The sequence below is a fragment of the Proteiniphilum sp. UBA5384 genome (assembly GCF_002410825.1).
Lineage (GTDB): Bacteria > Bacteroidota > Bacteroidia > Bacteroidales > Dysgonomonadaceae > Proteiniphilum.
The window spans coordinates 219,239-236,688 of the sequence record NZ_DHOS01000010.1; the positions used below are offsets into that span (position 1 = coordinate 219,239).

The following is a 17,450-nucleotide window of genomic DNA, read 5'->3' on the forward strand; positions in this document are numbered from 1 at the left end:
TGATAATAGAGATATTGTAGTTTCCCTTTTTTTAATAGTTTCCCTTTTAATCAGTTTGTTACCAGTGTCTTGTTTAATTCTTCGAGGTTGACACGGGCATCATCGTCTCCGTTCGAAACGGCTTTCCCGAAATATTCCTTCGCCTTGTCGAAATCCCCTTTGCGGGCGTGCGCCACGCCGAGGTTGTTCCATACTTTGGGGTTGTCGGCCACCTTGTTCATCCTTGTGATGGCGCCGTCCATATTCCCCCCCTCGATGTCGGCTGCCGCCGAGTTGAGGATGGCGATATCGCTGTCGGGGTAGAGGCGTGCGGCGATGTCGAACACTTCGCTAAACTCGGTGCTTTCCACCGGATAGGTCTGTGCCAGGAGGTACATCTCGTTCAGGCTTAATAGCTTGGGATTGGTTCTGATGATCTCACGTGCCTCTTCCACGTCGAACCCGCGCACGTTGTATGCCACCACGTATTCGGTACGGCGCAGGGGTGGGTAGAAGTGATTGAGCAGCTGACGGTATGTCTCTCCTCCGGAGAGTTTCATCAGTTCGGCGTCACGCGCGTCGGGATTGGCTATCCGGTCGATGATGTCGAGCACTGCCCGGCGGTCGGCCAGCGACGAGGCATTCACCGCATCACGCAGTCTTGCCCAGTCCTCTCCATGACCGGTGACCTTGAACCGGTTCCGTGGTACGTTGAATTTCGACACTAGGTAATCGGCAAAGGCATCGGCGCGTTTTCCGGCCAGTGTCCTGTTATTTTGCTGGTTCCCTTCGGGCGAGGCGTAACCGTCGATGGTGAATTCGGTGATGGTGAGGTCGGGGTTGTGGCGTATCTCGTTCACCACACGGTCCACCTCCGCGAGTTTGGCGGCGTTGCCACCGTAGTCGGGTCGCAGCTCCCAGCGTCCCACCACGAAGTTGAAGGAGGCGGTATGGCGGTCGCTCCTTATCTTCTCTTCCGCCTCGGGCATGATATAAGTCAGTTTATAGACCGGCCGGTAGGGAGCGGGCAGGAATTCAGGCATAAGCGGTTGTTCTCCGATCAGCATGCCGCACTCCGCGCATCCCGATTGCTCGTGTACCAGCGAGAGCGAGGCGTTCCGCATCCATTCCCGGTAGGGTATGGTTATATGGTAATGCACCGACTGTGCGGTGTTGTTCTTGCGTGTCACTACCTCAGCCGGCTCGCTCACCGGCAGGTTTTCGCCCAGCACATGTTTGCGTCGCAATATTTTTGCCCGTTTCTTCCCGGCAACCACCACGGGATCGAGCGGGAGGCTTATATTACCGTTCTCCTTTGATTTCAGCAGTGGGGTGAGCACCAGTATGTTGTTGCTTTTCACCTGCAATGCGTCGAGCAATATATCGAAAGAGAGGGTGACCCGGTCGTTTTGCTTGACGGCCTTCCGGTTTTCAATGACTACATCCGAGGGGTGTGCCTCCTGGGCATACGTCCCCGGCACGACCGTGAAGAATGCGATGATAAGATATAGGATATTGTTCTTTGTCTTCATTTCCGGTTGTTTATTTGATGATATAAATTAATGATACCGCCGCTTTGGTCACGCCCCAGTAGTTGTATTTTCCCTTGTCTTCCCGGGTGCCGCACTTGGCGCAGGGGAACTTGTCGTAATGGATGCGGGCGTATCCTCCGCCGATGCCGGTCTCCAGGTTCCAGCGGGGGCTGAGCATCCAGTGGTAGCCGTAGCTGATGCCACCCCCGTAGAGGTAGCCCTCATAGCGGTTGTCCTTGAACTTGTCGAGACGCCCTACGGGGATATCCCATCCGCCGATGTTGAATTGCGCCCCGTGGGCATGCAGGCCGAAGAAGTGGCCGTTGAACACGTCGCAGGTCCACCAGCGCAGTTCAGGCTGCACCAGCCAATGCTTGGCTTTCTTGTTGTCGGAGAAGGTGAAAGGGTTGAAACCCGCGCCCAGCTCCAGGGTCATCTTTCGGCTCAATGCCATCTCCAGGCCGAGGTTGGGAGAGGCGGTAGCGTCGTAGAGGAGATTGTTCTTGACTGCCACCCTTTGCGCCTGTAGGGCCGGCAGTGATACCGCCAGCGCGAGGATGACCAGAAAAAACTTGTGACTGATTTTGTGCATAATATAGTTGTTTATGGATATGGCTGATTCAATTTTCTCATTGTATGGTTACCTTTCTTGCGTCGGTCACCTCCGCATTTTGGAGGCGTACCACATAGGTGCCCTTGGGAAGGCCCTCGATGGTCCTTTCGCCGCCTGCCCTCACTTCGATCCGTTCCCGCGGAGCCTCCCTGCCCGAGATAAATGCCGAACAGTCGTTTTTGCTCCGGTTGGAGATGGTAATCCTTCCGTCGGCGGAGGCAGTGACGTCAATCAGTTCCTCCTCGGTCGAGAGCTGCGAGAAGGCAGCCGTGGATGTCAGCCGGAACCGGGCGGTTTTTTCGCCTTTCCCCGCCTCGAAGGTGTAAGAGCCGCCGTGGTGTATGCGTTCCTTCACGTTTCTTGCTTCGTCGTAGAGGTATATTTCCGCGTTCCTGAGCTGTTCGGAGAGCGAGAATTCCAGCGTGTATCTGCCGTTATCGTCCGGCACGAAGCCAATCCGCACGTTGTGCATGTCGGGCACGGTGGCCACCTGCAGCCTGCTGCTGTCGGATGCCGCCACGTAGAGTTGTGCGATTCCGCTTTCCTCCATTTTCCTGCCGTCCCAGCCGCTGTCGAAACCGTGCGAAGTCCCCGGCTTGTGGAATACCCACAGCCGGTCGGCGGAAGCCTTGCCGATCACGTCCATGCGTACGGATGGCAACGGTTGGATGGCGGGTCTGCTCCCGGCGGATGTTTTTTTGTCGGAACCATTCTCCGGGCCGGTACCGTAGCGGAGCGGGTGGCGATTTCGTTTCCCGCCCCGTCTTTCACTGTCTTGTTCTTTACCAGTTTATGGTAGTCGATGGTGAGTTGTGCCGTCCGGTCGGCGAATACCATAAAGGCGTGGGTGGAGGGGATCATGTCGGGCAGGTCGTTTTGTCCCGCAAGGTTGACGGGTACTGCGAGGTACTGTCCCGCCGCCACGTTCTGGATCGCTTCACCGTTGAGTTTGCGCCACTGGTCGCGGGTGCCGGTATTGAACAGGTAGATCGTTTTTTCGGAGACCTCCGGCGGGAGAGTGAGCCCGTCGGCAATGGGGATGGCGGCGGTAAAGGAATTCCCGATGAGGTTTGCCCCCGGGAAGTTCACCCCCGTCGATTTTGAGAGGGGAACGGTAAATTCCTCTCCTGCCGCGAGCAGCCCTTTGAACCCGTAGATATGGGAGGGGAGCGTGGTGCTGTTGGCGGTAATCTGGTAGCCCTTGAATGCCGACATGGGTGAGGCGGGTGTGACCCACTTGTTGCCGTTGGTCGGTTCCGACCATTGGTTCACCGTTTCGTTGCCGGTGGCGGGAAATTCCGCCTGCAGCACCGGGATGCCGAAATACTGCCACTGCTTGCGGTAGAAGCCGCAGTTGTCGCACTCGTACGCCTTGTTGTAAAACTCCACGGTAGCCTGCACGTTGTTGTTTTCGGAAGGATCGGCAAAGCGGAGTGTTCCGTTGGTCTTCTGGTTGTCGGGGTCGGCTTTCACCACGATGGTGCCGGTTGAGGAGTTGTCCACCTTTCCGTCCACCACCAGTTCATTGCCGGTGGTGACCCACAAGTCCTTTCCTGAAGCATTGACCAGGTTGCCGATAGTGCGGTCGGTATCGAGATGCAGGTCGTTCCGGGCAGCACCCTTGCCGTTGCCGCTGCCCAATGCGCCGTTGTTGGCGTCGGTCGCGAATTCAATGTCCTCGCCGTCGCCCGGTACCAAACCGGCGGTCCAGTTTTCGGGGTTGCTCCAGTCGCTGTCGACGGTGCCGTGCCAGAAGTTGGTGCCGATGAGATGGATGGTGACCGTAGTCTCGTCGTGAGACTCACAGGTGCCGTCCACCGCATATCTGAATTGGTAGGTTCCCCCCGGCACGTGAGTGATGAACCACTTGCTGCCCATCAGGTATCCGGTCTCGGTGGTTATCTCCGTCCATTCTCCGTGCTTGTCGTAGGGCACGCCCTCTTTCAGGTAATCGAAGAGGTTTACAAACCCGTCGACCATCTCGTTTCTGACAACGGTCACCTCCGTGCCTTCCCCGGCATGCGCGTTGTTCATGATTTGGGGGCTCAGGTAGAAGGAGATGGTGCGGTTCTCCTCGCTGACGCACCAGTTGGGATTGTTGTCGTAGCTCAGTTTGGCTTCATAGAGTCCTTCGTCGCCGGTGGGATCGTAGGGGCTGAATTCGAGGGCGTGGCCGCTGATGTTGAGGGGAGTGCCGTTCTTGAACCACTCCACCGTGAGGTACGACGCACCGTTGACATAGAGGCGCCCGTTCTCTCCTTCACACAGTTCCTGCGCCTTGATGGCGGGAAACTTGTTGTCGAGCAGCTTCACGGTGTAAGTGCTTGCGTCTCCACATTTCGGGTCGGTAATCATCACCTTATATTCTCCCGGGGGGAGATTCCCGAACACAGGATTGTTACCGTTGTTTACCGGGAACGGCTGCCCGTCTTTGTGGGTGATTTCGTATTTGAGTTCGTCGCCTACGCCTGTGGCATCGATCAACAGGCTGTAGGTCCCGTTGTCACAGCCCATGACATAATAGTCGTTCAGTGCTACGGAACCTTTGGGGATGGTGAACTCACCCACTTCATAAAAGGTGGGACATTCGTCGAAAACATAACGACCAAATTCATTAGTCTCATAATCATAAAATAGGCGGGGGATGAGGATTACCCGGAATTTGCCGTCCACATAAAACTGAGAGCTGCTACCAAAAGAAGTTCTTGCCTTCGGATCAAGCTCATCGCCTGTGTAGCCTGTTGTGGGATCTCCCCATGCATTTGCTTCAGGATACCATTTCTGGAGGAATTTGCTATAATATGATGCAGAGAGAGACTGGTTGTTCTTCTTGGTAAGCCTGGCAGAGGAATTTACGGTAAAATATCCCCCGCAATAGCGGCTAACTTCGAGGCTCCCTTTATCCACGTTGTACTTTTCTGTGGCGGATAAATTTATTGTTTTTGTCTGTCCGCAATCGTTGGTTATCTCGAACGTATAGTCTCCCTCAGGCACCCTCATCCTAAATTCTTTATACTGGTTAGAAGAGATTCGGACATGCTCTTCTGCATTGAAAGGCAATGTGCATCCGTAATGATCAAGAAATTCCGGGGGAGCTTGAGTGAAGACTACTTTGCTGATTTCTGTTTGACCACCATAATAATAGTAGTTGATATGGTTCCATCCCTCTTCACAATCAGGGAGGAGTGACTGGTTTAAAATCGCAGTAAGTGTCGGTTCTTGCACTGTAATGGATTGTGTGACGGAAGCCCCGCAATCGTTGGTGATAATTATTGTATACTCTCCGGGCGGAACGGGATTGTCTAAAGAACCAAATCTACTTAAATTTATATTCGTATTGTAGATATGGCTGTATTCCCCATCGGAAAAATCGCTATTATACTCCCACGGTTTAAACCCTACGGGGTATTTGTCGAATGTTATTTTTGTCGCGGATGCCGGGGGAAAATAGTACATATCGTATAACTCCAAATAATTTGCGCCACATTTAGCGACTTGTTTACTTATTTTGAACTCCGGCGTATAGGTTGTATACCCCGTGCTTGTATAGGCTATACCGCAAGCGTCCACGGTGGTTGCTTTAAACATCAGCCGGTCTCCGAGATTGAACCCCTCTGCATGTACCTGCATGCCCGTCTGTGCTTCGCTGATATTATTTATCTCTTTTTCTTCTTGAAACAGTACTTCAAGCAGGTTGTCATTTTGATCGACTCTCGCAATCGTGACAGTTAACCGAACAGGATACTGGAATTTTTCAATAAATGCAAGAGATGAAGTTGTACTACCTCTATAACCAATTATTGATGCCTTAAAATCTATCGTATTGCAGGAGATCAAACGGCCGGAACCGCAATAAGGGTTACTACCAAATGTGGGGTTGGGGCGTATTTCTGAAGTGGTAACGGTAACATTTAATAAGTCCTTGGTTACTCTATTGCCGCAAACATCTTCCACCCCCACCCGGTAGTTGCCCGAAGCAACCGGGGGGAATTTGTTGGAGTCCTGGTAGGGAAAGATTTCCGCGCCGTTGAGGTCGAACAGGGCATAGCGTACAGGTCTGCCTTTGCCGGTGACGTTTACTGTAAGTTCCGCTTTATTATCACAAACAGTCTCGGTTGATATCTTTATATCTTTCTCCGCATTGATGGGTGTAAAATCCCTGCCGATGGTAAAGGTGATGACACCCAGGTCGTTGTGGATTCCTTCGACCGTCTCCACCACCTTTAGCTTGTATGTGGCTTCGGGCAGGTTGTCCTCGGTATATGTCACTGTGGAGGTTGTGATATCAGCCTCGAAGTTCGACCGGAAAGCGGTGTTATTATCGGGTTGTTTGAAGAGCTCAAAGCTCAGAGAGGAGCCCGGTTTCGCTCCCGTTACGGTGATTCCCACCTTCCCGTCTCCCCCACAGAATGCGTCCGTCTTGCTAATTTTTACTGTCTGGGCAAACACAGCGGAGGTGAAAAATGCCAGTAAGAGGGCTGAGAAAAGCCGTTTTTTGGGATTTGAAAAAATAGTTATTTTCATCCTGATTGAAATTTTATCAATAGTGACCGGTGATGTGTATTTTAACCGGTTTATGAGTGAATTTTGGTTGTAAATACTCGGAACTTCCCATGCAAAATGCCTGTACAGAGAGCTGCTTTCAATACCATTGTGAAAAATTCACAATAATAAGATTATATAGTGTGTGAACACACTATATTCCGCGCACTGTACAGGTAATTTATCGTTTCTTCCCCCTACTTATCTTATATCCCCTATGAATAGGTCTTATCACGAAAGTCCGTTAAGAGCAATCGTTGAGTTTGGAGGTTTTGAATTAAAGCGACAAAGCTAAAGCAAAAGGTGTTTTTCAAAAAATATTCGAATACTTATCAGCTACTTGGTTTTGTAAAGAATTTATTATGAGATAATTATTGTGGTTGTCTTGTCGCAGTTTTCCATTTCTGAATTTCTTCAAGCCCACACATAAATATCTTTACTTTGGTGGCGATGCCCAAAGGTGGGTTGGCACAAGAAACTGAAAAAATAATTTGTACATACTATCTATATATAGTATGTTTGTAAGACAAAGTAATTAAACATACAACAATGGAACCGAAAGTAGAAAAAAAACAGGCGACTTTCAGGCTAAATGCAAATTTGCTTGATAGATTGAAAAAAGAAGCAAGAATGGAAAATAGGAGTTTGAGCAATTTTGTGGAGTGTGTCCTGGCGGAGAGTGTTTATTATGAACCCAACGAGACTACTTTAGCAGCAGTGGAAGAGGCACGTTCGGGAAAATTTGGCGGAAGGATTGATACCGGTAGTTTGGATGCTTTTATAAAATCCTGCGAGGAATGAAAACGATCATTTATAGTACGCAATATAAAAAGGACTTCAAAAAATATCGTCATCAACCCCATAAAATTATTAAATTGTTAGAAGTTGTGAGGATCCTTGAAAATGAGTCACCTTTACCTCCGGAATTAAAGCCCCACATGCTCAAAGGAAGACTGAAAGGATGCATAGAATGTTATATTGAAGGAGACTTTCTTCTTATATGGATAGATGATGACACTGATACGATAGAACTTCTTAGGATTGGCACACATTCAGAACTATTCAAATAATAACATCTTTTGTCGGAAGTGTTATTCTTCCGGAGGTTGTTGGATGGTTTCGTGCAACCAAACATTCATGTCCATATTGGTGGCGATACCCAATTTCTTCCGGAGTTGGTATTTCCTGTTCTGGACAGTCCTCACGGAACGGCAGGTGCAATCCGCTATCTCCTTGGTAGTGAATTGAAGGTATATAAGTGCCAGCAGATGCAACTCGCTTAATTGTAAATGAGGGTATTTTGTGCCGAGCGCATGTGTAAATTCGGGATAAACCTCCTGGAACCTGACCATAAAGGTGGGGTCATCGTTCCTGCCCAGTTCCACGATTTCGGTGAACGATTCATTTACCTTTAGCTTTAATTCTTGTATTTCCTGTTCCTTCTCTTTATATTTGGTTATTTTCTGCCTGATGAACAGGTAAATGGAGACAATGAGGGCCAATAGCAGGAGAATAACCGTGCCAAGGAAGTAAAATTCTTTCCTGTGTGCTTGTTTCAGTTCCTTTTCCTTATTGGACAGCGTATCGAGTATGATTTTTGCTGTTTTGAGTTTTTCATCGTTGAGTTCTTTTTCAACTTCCAATTCCATACTCTTATATTGGCGGGCAGCGGTAGTATCGCCGAGTAGGAGGTAAGTATCCGCCATTTTCTCATATAGCAGGCTATACTCCGCTTTCAATCCGGTCTCGGCAAGATTGTCCAGGGTCAGGCGGTAGTAATACATCGCCGAATCGGCATTGTTAATTTTGAGGTACATGTCGCCTTTTGACATATAGGCCCTTGACCGGTAGCGGTAGTCGTACTTATCCGCCATGGCGATGGACCGGTCGAAGTAGACAGCGGCGGAGTCGTAATTCATTTCATAGGTATGGAATTTCCCCATCGAGGTATATGCGTTGATGCGGATGGTATAGACACGCGCCTCGTCCATGGAGTCCAGCAACGCTATTTTCTTTTGGATGTAATAAAATGCCGAGTCGGACTTTTCGGTAATGGCGTATAGATGCCCCAGATTTTCATAGGCAAGCGCCGTGAGGAATTGCCGCTGTTCAGGCTGTTTAATCTTTTGTATACAGGAGAGTCCCTTCAGGAATTCGGCTTTTGCTTTTTCCTGCAATCCCAGGTAGGAGTAGATACGGGCTTTGACTCGGATGAATTCGGATGTTAATTTTGGATCGCCGTCTACATATTTCTCCCCGAGTTCCACGTATTCTATCGATTTGTCGTAATTCCCAATATTGTATAAAGCCAGGGATATATAAAAACATGACTCGGCGATTCCCTTGCGGTAACCGGACGATTGTGCCAGTTCCAGTGCTTCCAATGAATGCCGGAGGCTGTGTTCCGTATCAATCAAAAAATTATCATTATTGGCGAGAGCGATCAGGCTGTCTGTTTTTTGTCTTTCGGTAGCCGATGAGTACCCCCTGCGCTGCGAACAGCCGTCTATTAATAATAATAGTATTGTAAGCAGTGTAATCCCTTTCATTTAGCAAATATGTATAAATATGGTAAATGAAAATATTTTAGGTGAATTTTGGGATACAACGTAATACTTATTGGGTACTCTAATCTGCATAGGGCAGGTTAGAGTACCCTGTAAGGGGCTGCCGGGGCTCATTCCCCGCATGATGAATGTATTCTTTACTAAAATAAAAAGCCTATACTGAAAAAGACATTGTCACTATATGAAGAATATTTATTCTGGATAAGTTCGTAATTCAATTGTAAAATTACCGGTTTTAAATGCACACCTCCACCCACAACGAATGAGGGAGTGAATTTGTTGACTGAATATGTATGGTCTTCATATATCGCCTTGTGCCAGGTGTGCATTAATTCGGGCTTGATGCTGAATATGAGTTTTTTCCACGGGTAATAATGTCCCCAAAGATTAATACTGACGCTATTTTCCCTATAACGATAGGGACTAAGGATCCATCCCGGTTCATCTTCCTGCGGGCCGGGGACGAAAGAATATAGCCGGTCTGATTTACCGTAACGGTATCCCAGTCCGCCTCCCACATGCAGTTTATCGGTAATCCTATATCCAATTTGAGGTGCTCCCCCCACCGTCCAATAGTTATTGGAAATACCAAACCCTATATTGGCACCGTAGATTAACCTTGCAGGATCGAATTTTGATAGATCATTTTGAGATTTCTGGCCATGCATGCTTAAGGGAAGGACAATGAGAGCCAGCAACAATAAATATTTTTGCATAATTTTCTTTCAATAAATTGAGATTTTGTATTATTCTGAACTATTCACGGTAAAAATGGGGAAATAATATCCCCCTCCCCTTTCAGGGAAAAGCTGTGATTTGATAAATAAACAGAAACATAGATTCAATTTTTGAAAATCATACGAATCTTTATGAACTGATTTCCATACAAAATTAATGATACAAAGCCAATTCAGAGATGACGTGCGACCCTGTCCTTACATGGAGCAACTCCATACTTTTTCCTGTAGGCATTCACCAAATGTGAGACACCTTTGAAGCCGTATATTCTGGAAATTTCTGTAATACTGATGTTTGAACGGATTACCAGCGAATGGATTTCTTCCATCTTGCGGTCGAGTACCCACTGATAGGGAGTTTGTCCGAAACACTTTTTGAAATGGCGGGTGAATGTCTTTAAACTATGAAAACCACACAGGTCTGCCAGTTCTTGCATATCTTTCGCAATGGAGTAATTACTTAACACGCTATCTTCGAAATGCTTTGATTTTGAAATCCGGGGGATTAACTTCACAAGGACAATCTCATTATCGGGTGATGTGTTTATTTTACTTTTCAACCCATCCGAGAAAGTAACTGTGAACGATTTCACATCTGACAGCAAATATTTACCGATTTCGTTTTTTTTTGCGTTCATATAAATATTTCTATGAAGGTTTCCTATACGCGATGATTTACTTCCATAATAGATCTCCACTGCCGGAGAGGGATTATAGACTACGGAGGACCTTCATCCTCTGTAGTCATTCCCTATGATAAAACTCATGTCAATTGTAGCCTTTACTGGCTGTTATGCTCGAGCGAATAGAGCATTGCCCAATAAATCATGTTGCCGAACATCTGGGAGTTGTATACGTCGTATTTAGTACCACTACCGAATCCGGATCTGAGTATCGGCCTTTTTTCATCATCAATCAAGAACGGACACGAAATGGAACTTGTGTTTTGCTTATAGGATGAAACAAAACCTCCGTCGCCAATCCATATCAAGCCCAGCTCTTTGTGCCTGAGCGCAACTGGTTCAGTAGCAGTGGGATAGGGTGTACTTGAGATATCTTGCCCGTTGGAATAGACAATTACCTTATCCAGATGATTGGAGAAGTTGGTAACCATGCAGCTTTGCGAAGTATCATCCCCCCACTGCTTGCCCCTCAAGTCTCCAAAGGGCCCGTTAAGGACAAGGTCGTCTGCATTGTTACTATCCGGTGTCGGTAATTTGTACACGGCACCTGGTACATTGATACGGGTTTGTCCGATATTGGAGTCACCAAAAACCTTTTGCATCAGGGACTGGACACTATTGGCATTTCCTTCATTGAGTGCAAGTAATACGCCACCCTTTTCCAAATATTCCAAAAATAGGTCTGCCAGTACCGGACTGATATACAAATCATATCCCAAGACAATTATTTCCGGTTTATCTGTATTAATATATGACCGGAGTTCATTGAGTTGTGCTTCTGTTACAGCAGTATTATATCTAAAATCTTTGAATTCAAATCCTGCCGATTGTACTGTGCTTTCAGACGTAATCCCGAAGTTATTCGGTGAACTCAGGAAGGTGTTCGCAGAAATACCGCCGTTTAGAGGATGGGTTAGTGCCACGTTATAGCCAAACGTTTCATAAGGGGCAATTCCCACAATTTTCATCTTAGGGATAGGGAATATCAACGTGACGGTAACCTCTTCAAACTTGTTTTCGGTATTCTCGAAGACCACATCCACATGGCCGCTAAAGGTGCGGTCGTTCACAACGGTGAACGTGACCGGCTCACCGGAGACGTTATATCCTCCGGAACCGCCCACCCTCAGGTTGTCGCCGGGTTTGAGGGCGAAGAATGTTTTCCCCGTTTCGGATGGGTATTCGTTGATTTCCTTTATCTGCCACGAGGTATTGCAACGTACCGGCAGGGTATAGGTGCTCCCGTTGAGCAGGTAACTGGATTCGGGAGTGGCGATGAAGCTGTAAACGATCTGGCGCAGCATGATGCTCACGCTGGCGTATGTGATGCCGTTGGAGACTGTGAAATCTACCTTGGAGGTCTTGTCCAGGAACGGGGTGTTTGCCGCCTCCACGGGGTCAACCGCCGCCGGTTGTACATCATAGGTTATCGGGCCTGTTCCTCCCGAAAGCACCCCGCTTTCGGGCGCGCCTGAACCCGACGGGAACGGATTGGCGGCTAACGGAGTGTTTGACACCGTCACATCGGCAGACAGCGGGGTCCAGACGACCTTGAATGACTGTGTTGCGGGAATCTGGCCTACACCGGCGTCGAACACCAGTTCGGTCAGTGGTTCATTGGTCACGGGATCGACGATATCGAGGCTTATGTGCGGTATGATGGTTTGGGTTACGGTTACCGGATAGCGCAGCCGGCCTGCGGCGAACCATACGACCACGGTGCGGTCGGCGCCCGTGTCGTTGACGTCATAGGTCATGACAATTTTCGTTTTCTCGTCCGCATCTCCCGTCTGGGGGGTAAGCGTGAGCCAGTCCTTGTCCACGCCATCCGTGGCACTCTCTATCTTGTCGATATGCCATCCCGACTGAGTGTCGGTATCGTAATCGGTGAACACATACAGTACGTTGTCGTCTCCTTCTTCGGTACATTCATCCCGGAAAAAGGTGAACTCGTCCCGGCTCACGCTCAGGACGAATTGCCCGTCGAAGGCGATGTTGCCCATATTGACTTCGTTCCACTCCAGCACTTCGGTCTCGATATTTACGGGACCCGACTCAAAAGCGGTTTGGGAGTCTTCATGACCCGGACCTGACACCTTATTGATGCTGAATATGTAGCGGTGGTTGCGGAGCACGTCGAGGTATTGTTGTGAGGCGCCGTTGCCTTGTGAGAAATCCACCCGGTAATAGGTGGCGGGGCCGTCGTTGGTAAAGTCACCGTCGCCATTGGCATCCCACACTCCTTTAATTACCAGGCAGGTGCGGTTGGTCAGCCCTTTCGCTTCGGTGTGGGCTCCGTCGCTGTGGTTCTCGGCTTCGAAAATATATATTTCCCTTTCGCATAGCAAGCCGTCGGGAGTGATGATGTCGTCACCATAAGTGAGGGGTCCTTTGGTCAGCGTGGACGATGTCGGCACATTGGGTTTGGTGGCCCTCGGCGCGTTGGGGTCGGTGGTTGTGTCCCAGTCGGCCGTATTCGGCACGACGCTTCCCCGGGTATTGTAGTTATAGACATCCACGCCGGTCAGCTTGAAATTGGTGACCGCATCGGCTATCTTCACGTCCACCCGCGCCACCATACGGGTAAGCTTGATGCCGGTGAGATTGGTGTTGTCGTTGATGGTGACCGTGCCGGCGTCGCCCCACATGGGGAAAGGGGTATATGGGTTGGTGGGCCACTTCCCGCCTGCCGGCATGGCGGCTTCCAGTTGGGCAAGGATCGCATCCTTGTCGAGACCATCGAGGGTGAGTCCCGCTATCTTGTCGCGTACGTTGGTCAGTATGACCACGTTGAAACTGCCCTGCCGCATGTTCACGGTGAAGGTCTTCAGGCGGTTGTTGGTACCGCTGCCCGTAATGGCCGACCCGCTGCACCCGGTCCTGTAGACATAATCTCCGGTGGTGGGGTCGAAAACCAGGATGTCTACCTCGTTTACGTCGTTCTCATTACTCTGTGATATCGCCCTTAGGGGGGAGGGGGTACTTGTACCCGGCACCTGGATGGAAAAGGTGACGGCGGATTCTCCTTTTGTCTTTCCCCCGACCGGGGGATAGAGGTCGTCCGACGAACAGGAAGCAAGTATCAGCACGGGGAGTATCCCTGCAAGGAGCTTCCGGAATGTATTACGAAATGTACTGATCATAATTCTATCGTTTCTTTGTCTTGGTTATTCTTTAAAATTCTTTCCAGACGGCATCTTCTCCCCACGGAGATATGGATACACTGACGGAAAGGAGCGTTTTCAATTCAATCAACACATGGGTCGCAAGCCCTTTTTGCACCGATACCGGTGTTTGTGATGCGTCTTTGGAGACGGCGACTATCAACTCGTCGCCGTGATAGATCTCTATGGTTATTTGCTGCGACGGGAACAGGTTGAACGGGGGGATGGTGAATTCTTCCGCACTACCGTTAGTGACGAAAGTGCCCTCGGGGCGATACGCCACCTTGTCGCCATAGAGGTTGCCCCGGAAATCGATGCCCGAGGAAGTCTCACGTACGACCACCGTATAGTTGTCGTCGTTGTAGCCTGCAAATTCTTTCAGGTTGCGGATGGTGATGTCCATCTGACCGGTCTCCCTGTATATGGGGAGGGTATGCGTGCCCGTGGTTTCCCCGGCGGGGAGGTGGATGTCGCCCCGGAACAGGTCGTCGGGCGAAAGGCGGTAGTCGCCGCCCTGTGGGGCGGGCAACAGGGTGATGCCGCACTCGTCCATGGGTGTGCCGGGCAGCGGCTGCGGCACTTTTTGATGACCCCCCGCCAGGTTACTCCATGCCACGACGTGGATACCCCCCTCCGTGGGCGGGATGACGGTAATGTTTTCCCCGATCTTGGTGTCGACCTTTTCCAGGAAGCGTTTCTCCCCGTCGAATATAAACATTACCACGTCGCCTGCCTCTTCCCGTGTGAGTTCCTTGCCATCGTTGTCATAAGCCTTTACGGTGAAAGTCACCCCCTTGGGTGGGCAATCGTCCAGGTCTTCCTTGATGCACCCCGTGGTCAGGATTACCAACAGGAGCGCGGCGACAGAAAAAGACTTCATATAGCTGTGTTGCATACCTCTTTTCTTGTTATGTTCTTAGGGATATGCGCCATAACCAAACGGCGCATACCAGACAGGTGTTTTGTGTTGCGAAATCGGAAGCGCCGCCGCCACACCTGAGAGCAGCGGTGCTTGTAAAAGTCCGTGATTTAGAATTCTTTTTCAAGTGTTACGGGAATCCAGTCATTGATACTGATTTCCACGTCGAATTTGGCTTTTGCCACGGCCGGTTTGGTCGGGTCGGTTTCACCGCCTCCGCCTTCACCTCCTCCAATAGTAGGATCGGTTTTGAGGGTGATGGTGATGTCATAGCTGTGACCGCGTTTCACACCGTCTGCCACATCGCCTGTTTTGAATGTTTCATAAGGTGCGAGGTGTACCGGGAAATAGGTCTTGGCTCCGTCGTACTCTCCTACGAGTGTTACGATTGTCGGTGAATTCTCCGGGGATGTCGCATCGTTTTCAAATGCATAATAGTGGTATGTGGTAGTGAAATCATCCGCAGGGATATCGTTTGAAAGCAGCGTGCCATCGACAGTAACATTGGCTGCAGGCCAATACTCAAAGCTGTTATCGGCGATTCCCGAAATCCATGTCTTGGTAGCCGGGATAAGGCTTGTGCCGAACAATTTGGAAGTCCCGCCTGCGTTCAATACGGCTACTTTTTCCAATACAAGTGACCCATCCCCAGCGGTGGCATCATATCCGGTCATGCCGTTTACGATTTTCACCGTAATGCGTGCTGCGATAAAATCGAGGGCAATAGTGGCACTGCCTTCATAAGTGCCGTCGGCAGGGGTAAAGGTGAGCGCCGTAGCATTCTTACCGGTAGCCCACCGTGCGGCCGTCTGGTTAGCAGTATTGGCCAGGTTTCCAACATAATCGAGCAATGCCTGCTTGGTAGTGATACCGGTAACTGTCGACTGGTCGCAGTTGGCGATCACATAGGCATCTGTAGCACTTGTGGTGACTTCGATATTTTCGATTTTGTCAGAGCCGTCGCTTGCCGTTGCCGTAGCCGCAAGACTTCCATCTGCATTAAATATCCACACTGTAAAGGTGGTGATTGTCTGATCGGTTGTAGCCGCTGCACCGGTAGCCCTTACGCGGGTGGGCTGCTTGATGGTGACGGACATTTTGGCGGGTTGCCCGGCGGGTACGACATTCGTACCATCATCATTGCTACAGGAGGCAAAAGTGATTGCCGCCAGGAGAGTTGCGAATAAAAATTTGATTTTCATAATCATAAATAATTAAAAAAGTTGATAAATTAATTAATTTAATAGCTAAAAATACTTGACTTAATATATAGAATCGTGCTGTTGCTGCACCCTTGAATTTTCTTGTTTGTATTTGCCTTTTTATTTTGTACTCTTAATCTTTAATTGGCTTGCCTTGCTTTCTCCAATTCCCTCATATTTTCCGCCGCGAAATGATCTCCGGTGGCCATTGCCTTTTTGAACAGGGCTTCCGCTTCGTCGTACTTTTGCTGCATCATCAGGCATACACCCTTGAGGTTCAATGCCCTTGGGTCGTTGTCCACCCGGTCGAGCAGAGATATTGCCGCAAAGTACTCTTTGCAGTTGATCTTATCGACAGCCTTGTTCAGGATGTCCAGTTTTGCGTTTTCCTCTGTCACGGCTGCATTCGCTGTCGCGGTCTCATCGTAATAAACCTGTATGTATCCTGCATTGCGCAGTTCGGGGAAGAAGTGTGTGAGCATATACCGGTAGGGTTCGCCGCCCGCCAAATCCATAAGCTGTTTCTCACGCCCGTTGAGCACCGGCACGTCGCGGATGATGCGGAGCACTTCCTCGCGGTATTTCATGTCCGATTTTTCCACAAAGTACCGCAGCCCGTCCCAGTCTTCTTTACCGTTGTGGAGCTCGAAAATATCACTGCCATAATTCTTGCGTTTCACCAGGTAGTCCCTGAGTGTATTCATGCGGGATTCCGATATTCTTGTGTTAATTTCCAGCGTCCCTTCGGGGGATGAAAAACCGGCAATCATTATTTTATCCAAAGTGAGGTCCGGGTTTTTTTCGATAATCTCCAACGCTTTGACTACCCGCTGCAATACGGCGTAGTTGTCGCGGAAGGAAGGGTCGATGCCGGTACCGCTCTGTTTGAAAAAAATTGTGGTATTGTTGGCGGAGCGGTTCTCCATGTGAAGCATGTCGTAACGGCTTGCATAAGTACTTTTCGGGTGTACGAAAAGAAATTGTTCCAGTTCTTTCGCCCTGTTTTCTACAGGCGGTACCTGTGCCGGCTCCCTTTCATAGTGGGGTGTGATGGCATGCGGCATCAGCATGCGGGTAAGGACATCCGTGGAAGCCAGTTCCTCCCTGTCGCAACATCCTTCCATTTCCTGGCGTATGTTGAGCGTGACGTCATGCATCCATTCCTCATAAGGAATGACCGCCGAATAATGATAACTGCCATGGCGTTTGGAGGCGCGGATATAGGAATCCTTATCGTTTCCGGCCCTTTCTTCCATGATTTGTTTTCTCCGGCCGGCGACTACACGGGGCTCCATGATCACAGAACGGGTACCGGCTACCAACCGGGGAGTGACGACCAGCATGTAATCGGAGCGCAGCTTATCGATTTGCATGTCGAATGAAACCCGTATGTTTCCCTGCTCTTTCCTGAGGGTGGCATTGGTGATGACCGCACCCTTTTCTTTCGCAAAAAGGACATTGCTACCGATTGCCGACAGCAACACCATGATTGTGATTATTCTTTTCATCTTT

General features: G+C 49.5%; 13 protein-coding genes. 2 read left to right on the top strand and 11 right to left on the bottom strand.

The window, feature by feature from the left end:
- Positions 1-50: 50 nt before the first annotated feature.
- The 4 genes from B4G81_RS03805 to B4G81_RS03820 are packed head-to-tail and all read right to left on the bottom strand — an operon-like array spanning position 51 to position 6,648.
- Entirely contained in the window at positions 51-1,511 is a 1,461-nt protein-coding gene (locus tag B4G81_RS03805) for an OmpA family protein (RefSeq protein ID WP_294080265.1), read from the bottom strand.
- Positions 1,512-1,521: 10 nt separating this feature from the next.
- A complete protein-coding gene (locus B4G81_RS03810) occupies positions 1,522-2,103 on the bottom strand; it encodes a DUF3575 domain-containing protein (RefSeq protein WP_294080267.1) in 582 nt (193 codons plus the stop codon).
- A gap of 37 nt (positions 2,104-2,140) precedes the next feature.
- Positions 2,141-2,770, bottom strand: coding sequence for a hypothetical protein (locus B4G81_RS03815; RefSeq protein ID WP_294080269.1), 630 nt, complete (start codon positions 2,768-2,770; stop codon positions 2,141-2,143).
- The gene (locus tag B4G81_RS03820) at positions 2,761-6,648 is read right to left on the bottom strand and encodes a hypothetical protein (protein ID WP_294080272.1); all 3,888 of its coding nucleotides are present in this window, start codon (positions 6,646-6,648) and stop codon (positions 2,761-2,763) included. Before B4G81_RS03820 ends, B4G81_RS03815 begins: the two co-directional genes overlap by 10 nt.
- Positions 6,649-7,215: 567 nt before the next feature.
- Here B4G81_RS03820 and B4G81_RS03825 point away from each other — a divergent pair.
- Positions 7,216-7,467, top strand: coding sequence for a ribbon-helix-helix protein, CopG family (locus tag B4G81_RS03825; protein ID WP_294080274.1), 252 nt, complete (start codon positions 7,216-7,218; stop codon positions 7,465-7,467).
- Entirely contained in the window at positions 7,464-7,736 is a 273-nt protein-coding gene (locus B4G81_RS03830; protein WP_294080276.1) for a type II toxin-antitoxin system YafQ family toxin, read from the top strand. The genes B4G81_RS03825 and B4G81_RS03830 overlap by 4 nt, the downstream gene beginning before the upstream one ends.
- A 21-nt stretch (positions 7,737-7,757) precedes the next feature.
- On the opposite strand, the gene B4G81_RS03835 is transcribed toward B4G81_RS03830, so the two are convergent.
- The 7 genes from B4G81_RS03835 to B4G81_RS03865 all read right to left on the bottom strand — a co-directional run bounded on the left by B4G81_RS03835 (position 7,758) and on the right by B4G81_RS03865 (position 17,446).
- Positions 7,758-9,215: a tetratricopeptide repeat protein gene (locus B4G81_RS03835; protein WP_294080278.1), complete on the bottom strand. Its 1,458-nt coding sequence runs from the start codon at positions 9,213-9,215 to the stop codon at positions 7,758-7,760.
- A gap of 158 nt (positions 9,216-9,373) precedes the next feature.
- On the bottom strand, positions 9,374-9,949 hold the full coding sequence (locus B4G81_RS03840; protein WP_294080280.1) for a hypothetical protein: 576 nt from the start codon (positions 9,947-9,949) through the stop codon (positions 9,374-9,376).
- A 194-nt stretch (positions 9,950-10,143) separates the two neighbouring features.
- Positions 10,144-10,608, bottom strand: a complete 465-nt coding sequence (locus B4G81_RS03845) for a helix-turn-helix domain-containing protein (RefSeq protein ID WP_294080282.1) — start codon at positions 10,606-10,608, stop codon at positions 10,144-10,146.
- Positions 10,609-10,751: 143 nt separating this feature from the next.
- Positions 10,752-13,796 carry a BACON domain-containing protein gene (locus tag B4G81_RS03850; RefSeq protein ID WP_294080283.1) on the bottom strand — a complete coding sequence of 1,015 codons (3,045 nt, stop codon included), beginning with the start codon at positions 13,794-13,796 and terminating at the stop codon, positions 10,752-10,754.
- A gap of 31 nt (positions 13,797-13,827) precedes the next feature.
- A complete protein-coding gene (locus B4G81_RS03855) occupies positions 13,828-14,712 on the bottom strand; it encodes a FimB/Mfa2 family fimbrial subunit (RefSeq protein WP_349678728.1) in 885 nt (294 codons plus the stop codon).
- A 134-nt stretch (positions 14,713-14,846) separates the two neighbouring features.
- Positions 14,847-15,938, bottom strand: a complete 1,092-nt coding sequence (locus tag B4G81_RS03860) for a fimbrial protein (protein ID WP_294080285.1) — start codon at positions 15,936-15,938, stop codon at positions 14,847-14,849.
- A gap of 140 nt (positions 15,939-16,078) precedes the next feature.
- Positions 16,079-17,446, bottom strand: a complete 1,368-nt coding sequence (locus B4G81_RS03865) for a hypothetical protein (RefSeq protein WP_294080287.1) — start codon at positions 17,444-17,446, stop codon at positions 16,079-16,081.
- Positions 17,447-17,450: the final 4 nt, after the last annotated feature.

Excerpts from the sequence above, each read along its gene's own strand:
- B4G81_RS03805 (WP_294080265.1), bottom strand. The coding sequence starts at position 1,511 with ATGAAGACAAAGAACAATATCCTATATCTTATCATCGCATTCTTCACG.
- B4G81_RS03810 (WP_294080267.1), bottom strand. The coding sequence starts at position 2,103 with ATGCACAAAATCAGTCACAAGTTTTTTCTGGTCATCCTCGCGCTGGCG.
- B4G81_RS03815 (WP_294080269.1), bottom strand. The coding sequence starts at position 2,770 with ATGGACGTGATCGGCAAGGCTTCCGCCGACCGGCTGTGGGTATTCCAC.
- B4G81_RS03820 (WP_294080272.1), bottom strand. The coding sequence starts at position 6,648 with ATGAAAATAACTATTTTTTCAAATCCCAAAAAACGGCTTTTCTCAGCC.
- B4G81_RS03825 (WP_294080274.1), top strand. The coding sequence starts at position 7,216 with ATGGAACCGAAAGTAGAAAAAAAACAGGCGACTTTCAGGCTAAATGCA.
- B4G81_RS03830 (WP_294080276.1), top strand. The coding sequence starts at position 7,464 with ATGAAAACGATCATTTATAGTACGCAATATAAAAAGGACTTCAAAAAA.
- B4G81_RS03835 (WP_294080278.1), bottom strand. The coding sequence starts at position 9,215 with ATGAAAGGGATTACACTGCTTACAATACTATTATTATTAATAGACGGC.
- B4G81_RS03840 (WP_294080280.1), bottom strand. The coding sequence starts at position 9,949 with ATGCAAAAATATTTATTGTTGCTGGCTCTCATTGTCCTTCCCTTAAGC.
- B4G81_RS03845 (WP_294080282.1), bottom strand. The coding sequence starts at position 10,608 with ATGAACGCAAAAAAAAACGAAATCGGTAAATATTTGCTGTCAGATGTG.
- B4G81_RS03850 (WP_294080283.1), bottom strand. The coding sequence starts at position 13,796 with ATGATCAGTACATTTCGTAATACATTCCGGAAGCTCCTTGCAGGGATA.
- B4G81_RS03855 (WP_349678728.1), bottom strand. The coding sequence starts at position 14,712 with ATGCAACACAGCTATATGAAGTCTTTTTCTGTCGCCGCGCTCCTGTTG.
- B4G81_RS03860 (WP_294080285.1), bottom strand. The coding sequence starts at position 15,938 with ATGAAAATCAAATTTTTATTCGCAACTCTCCTGGCGGCAATCACTTTT.
- B4G81_RS03865 (WP_294080287.1), bottom strand. The coding sequence starts at position 17,446 with ATGAAAAGAATAATCACAATCATGGTGTTGCTGTCGGCAATCGGTAGC.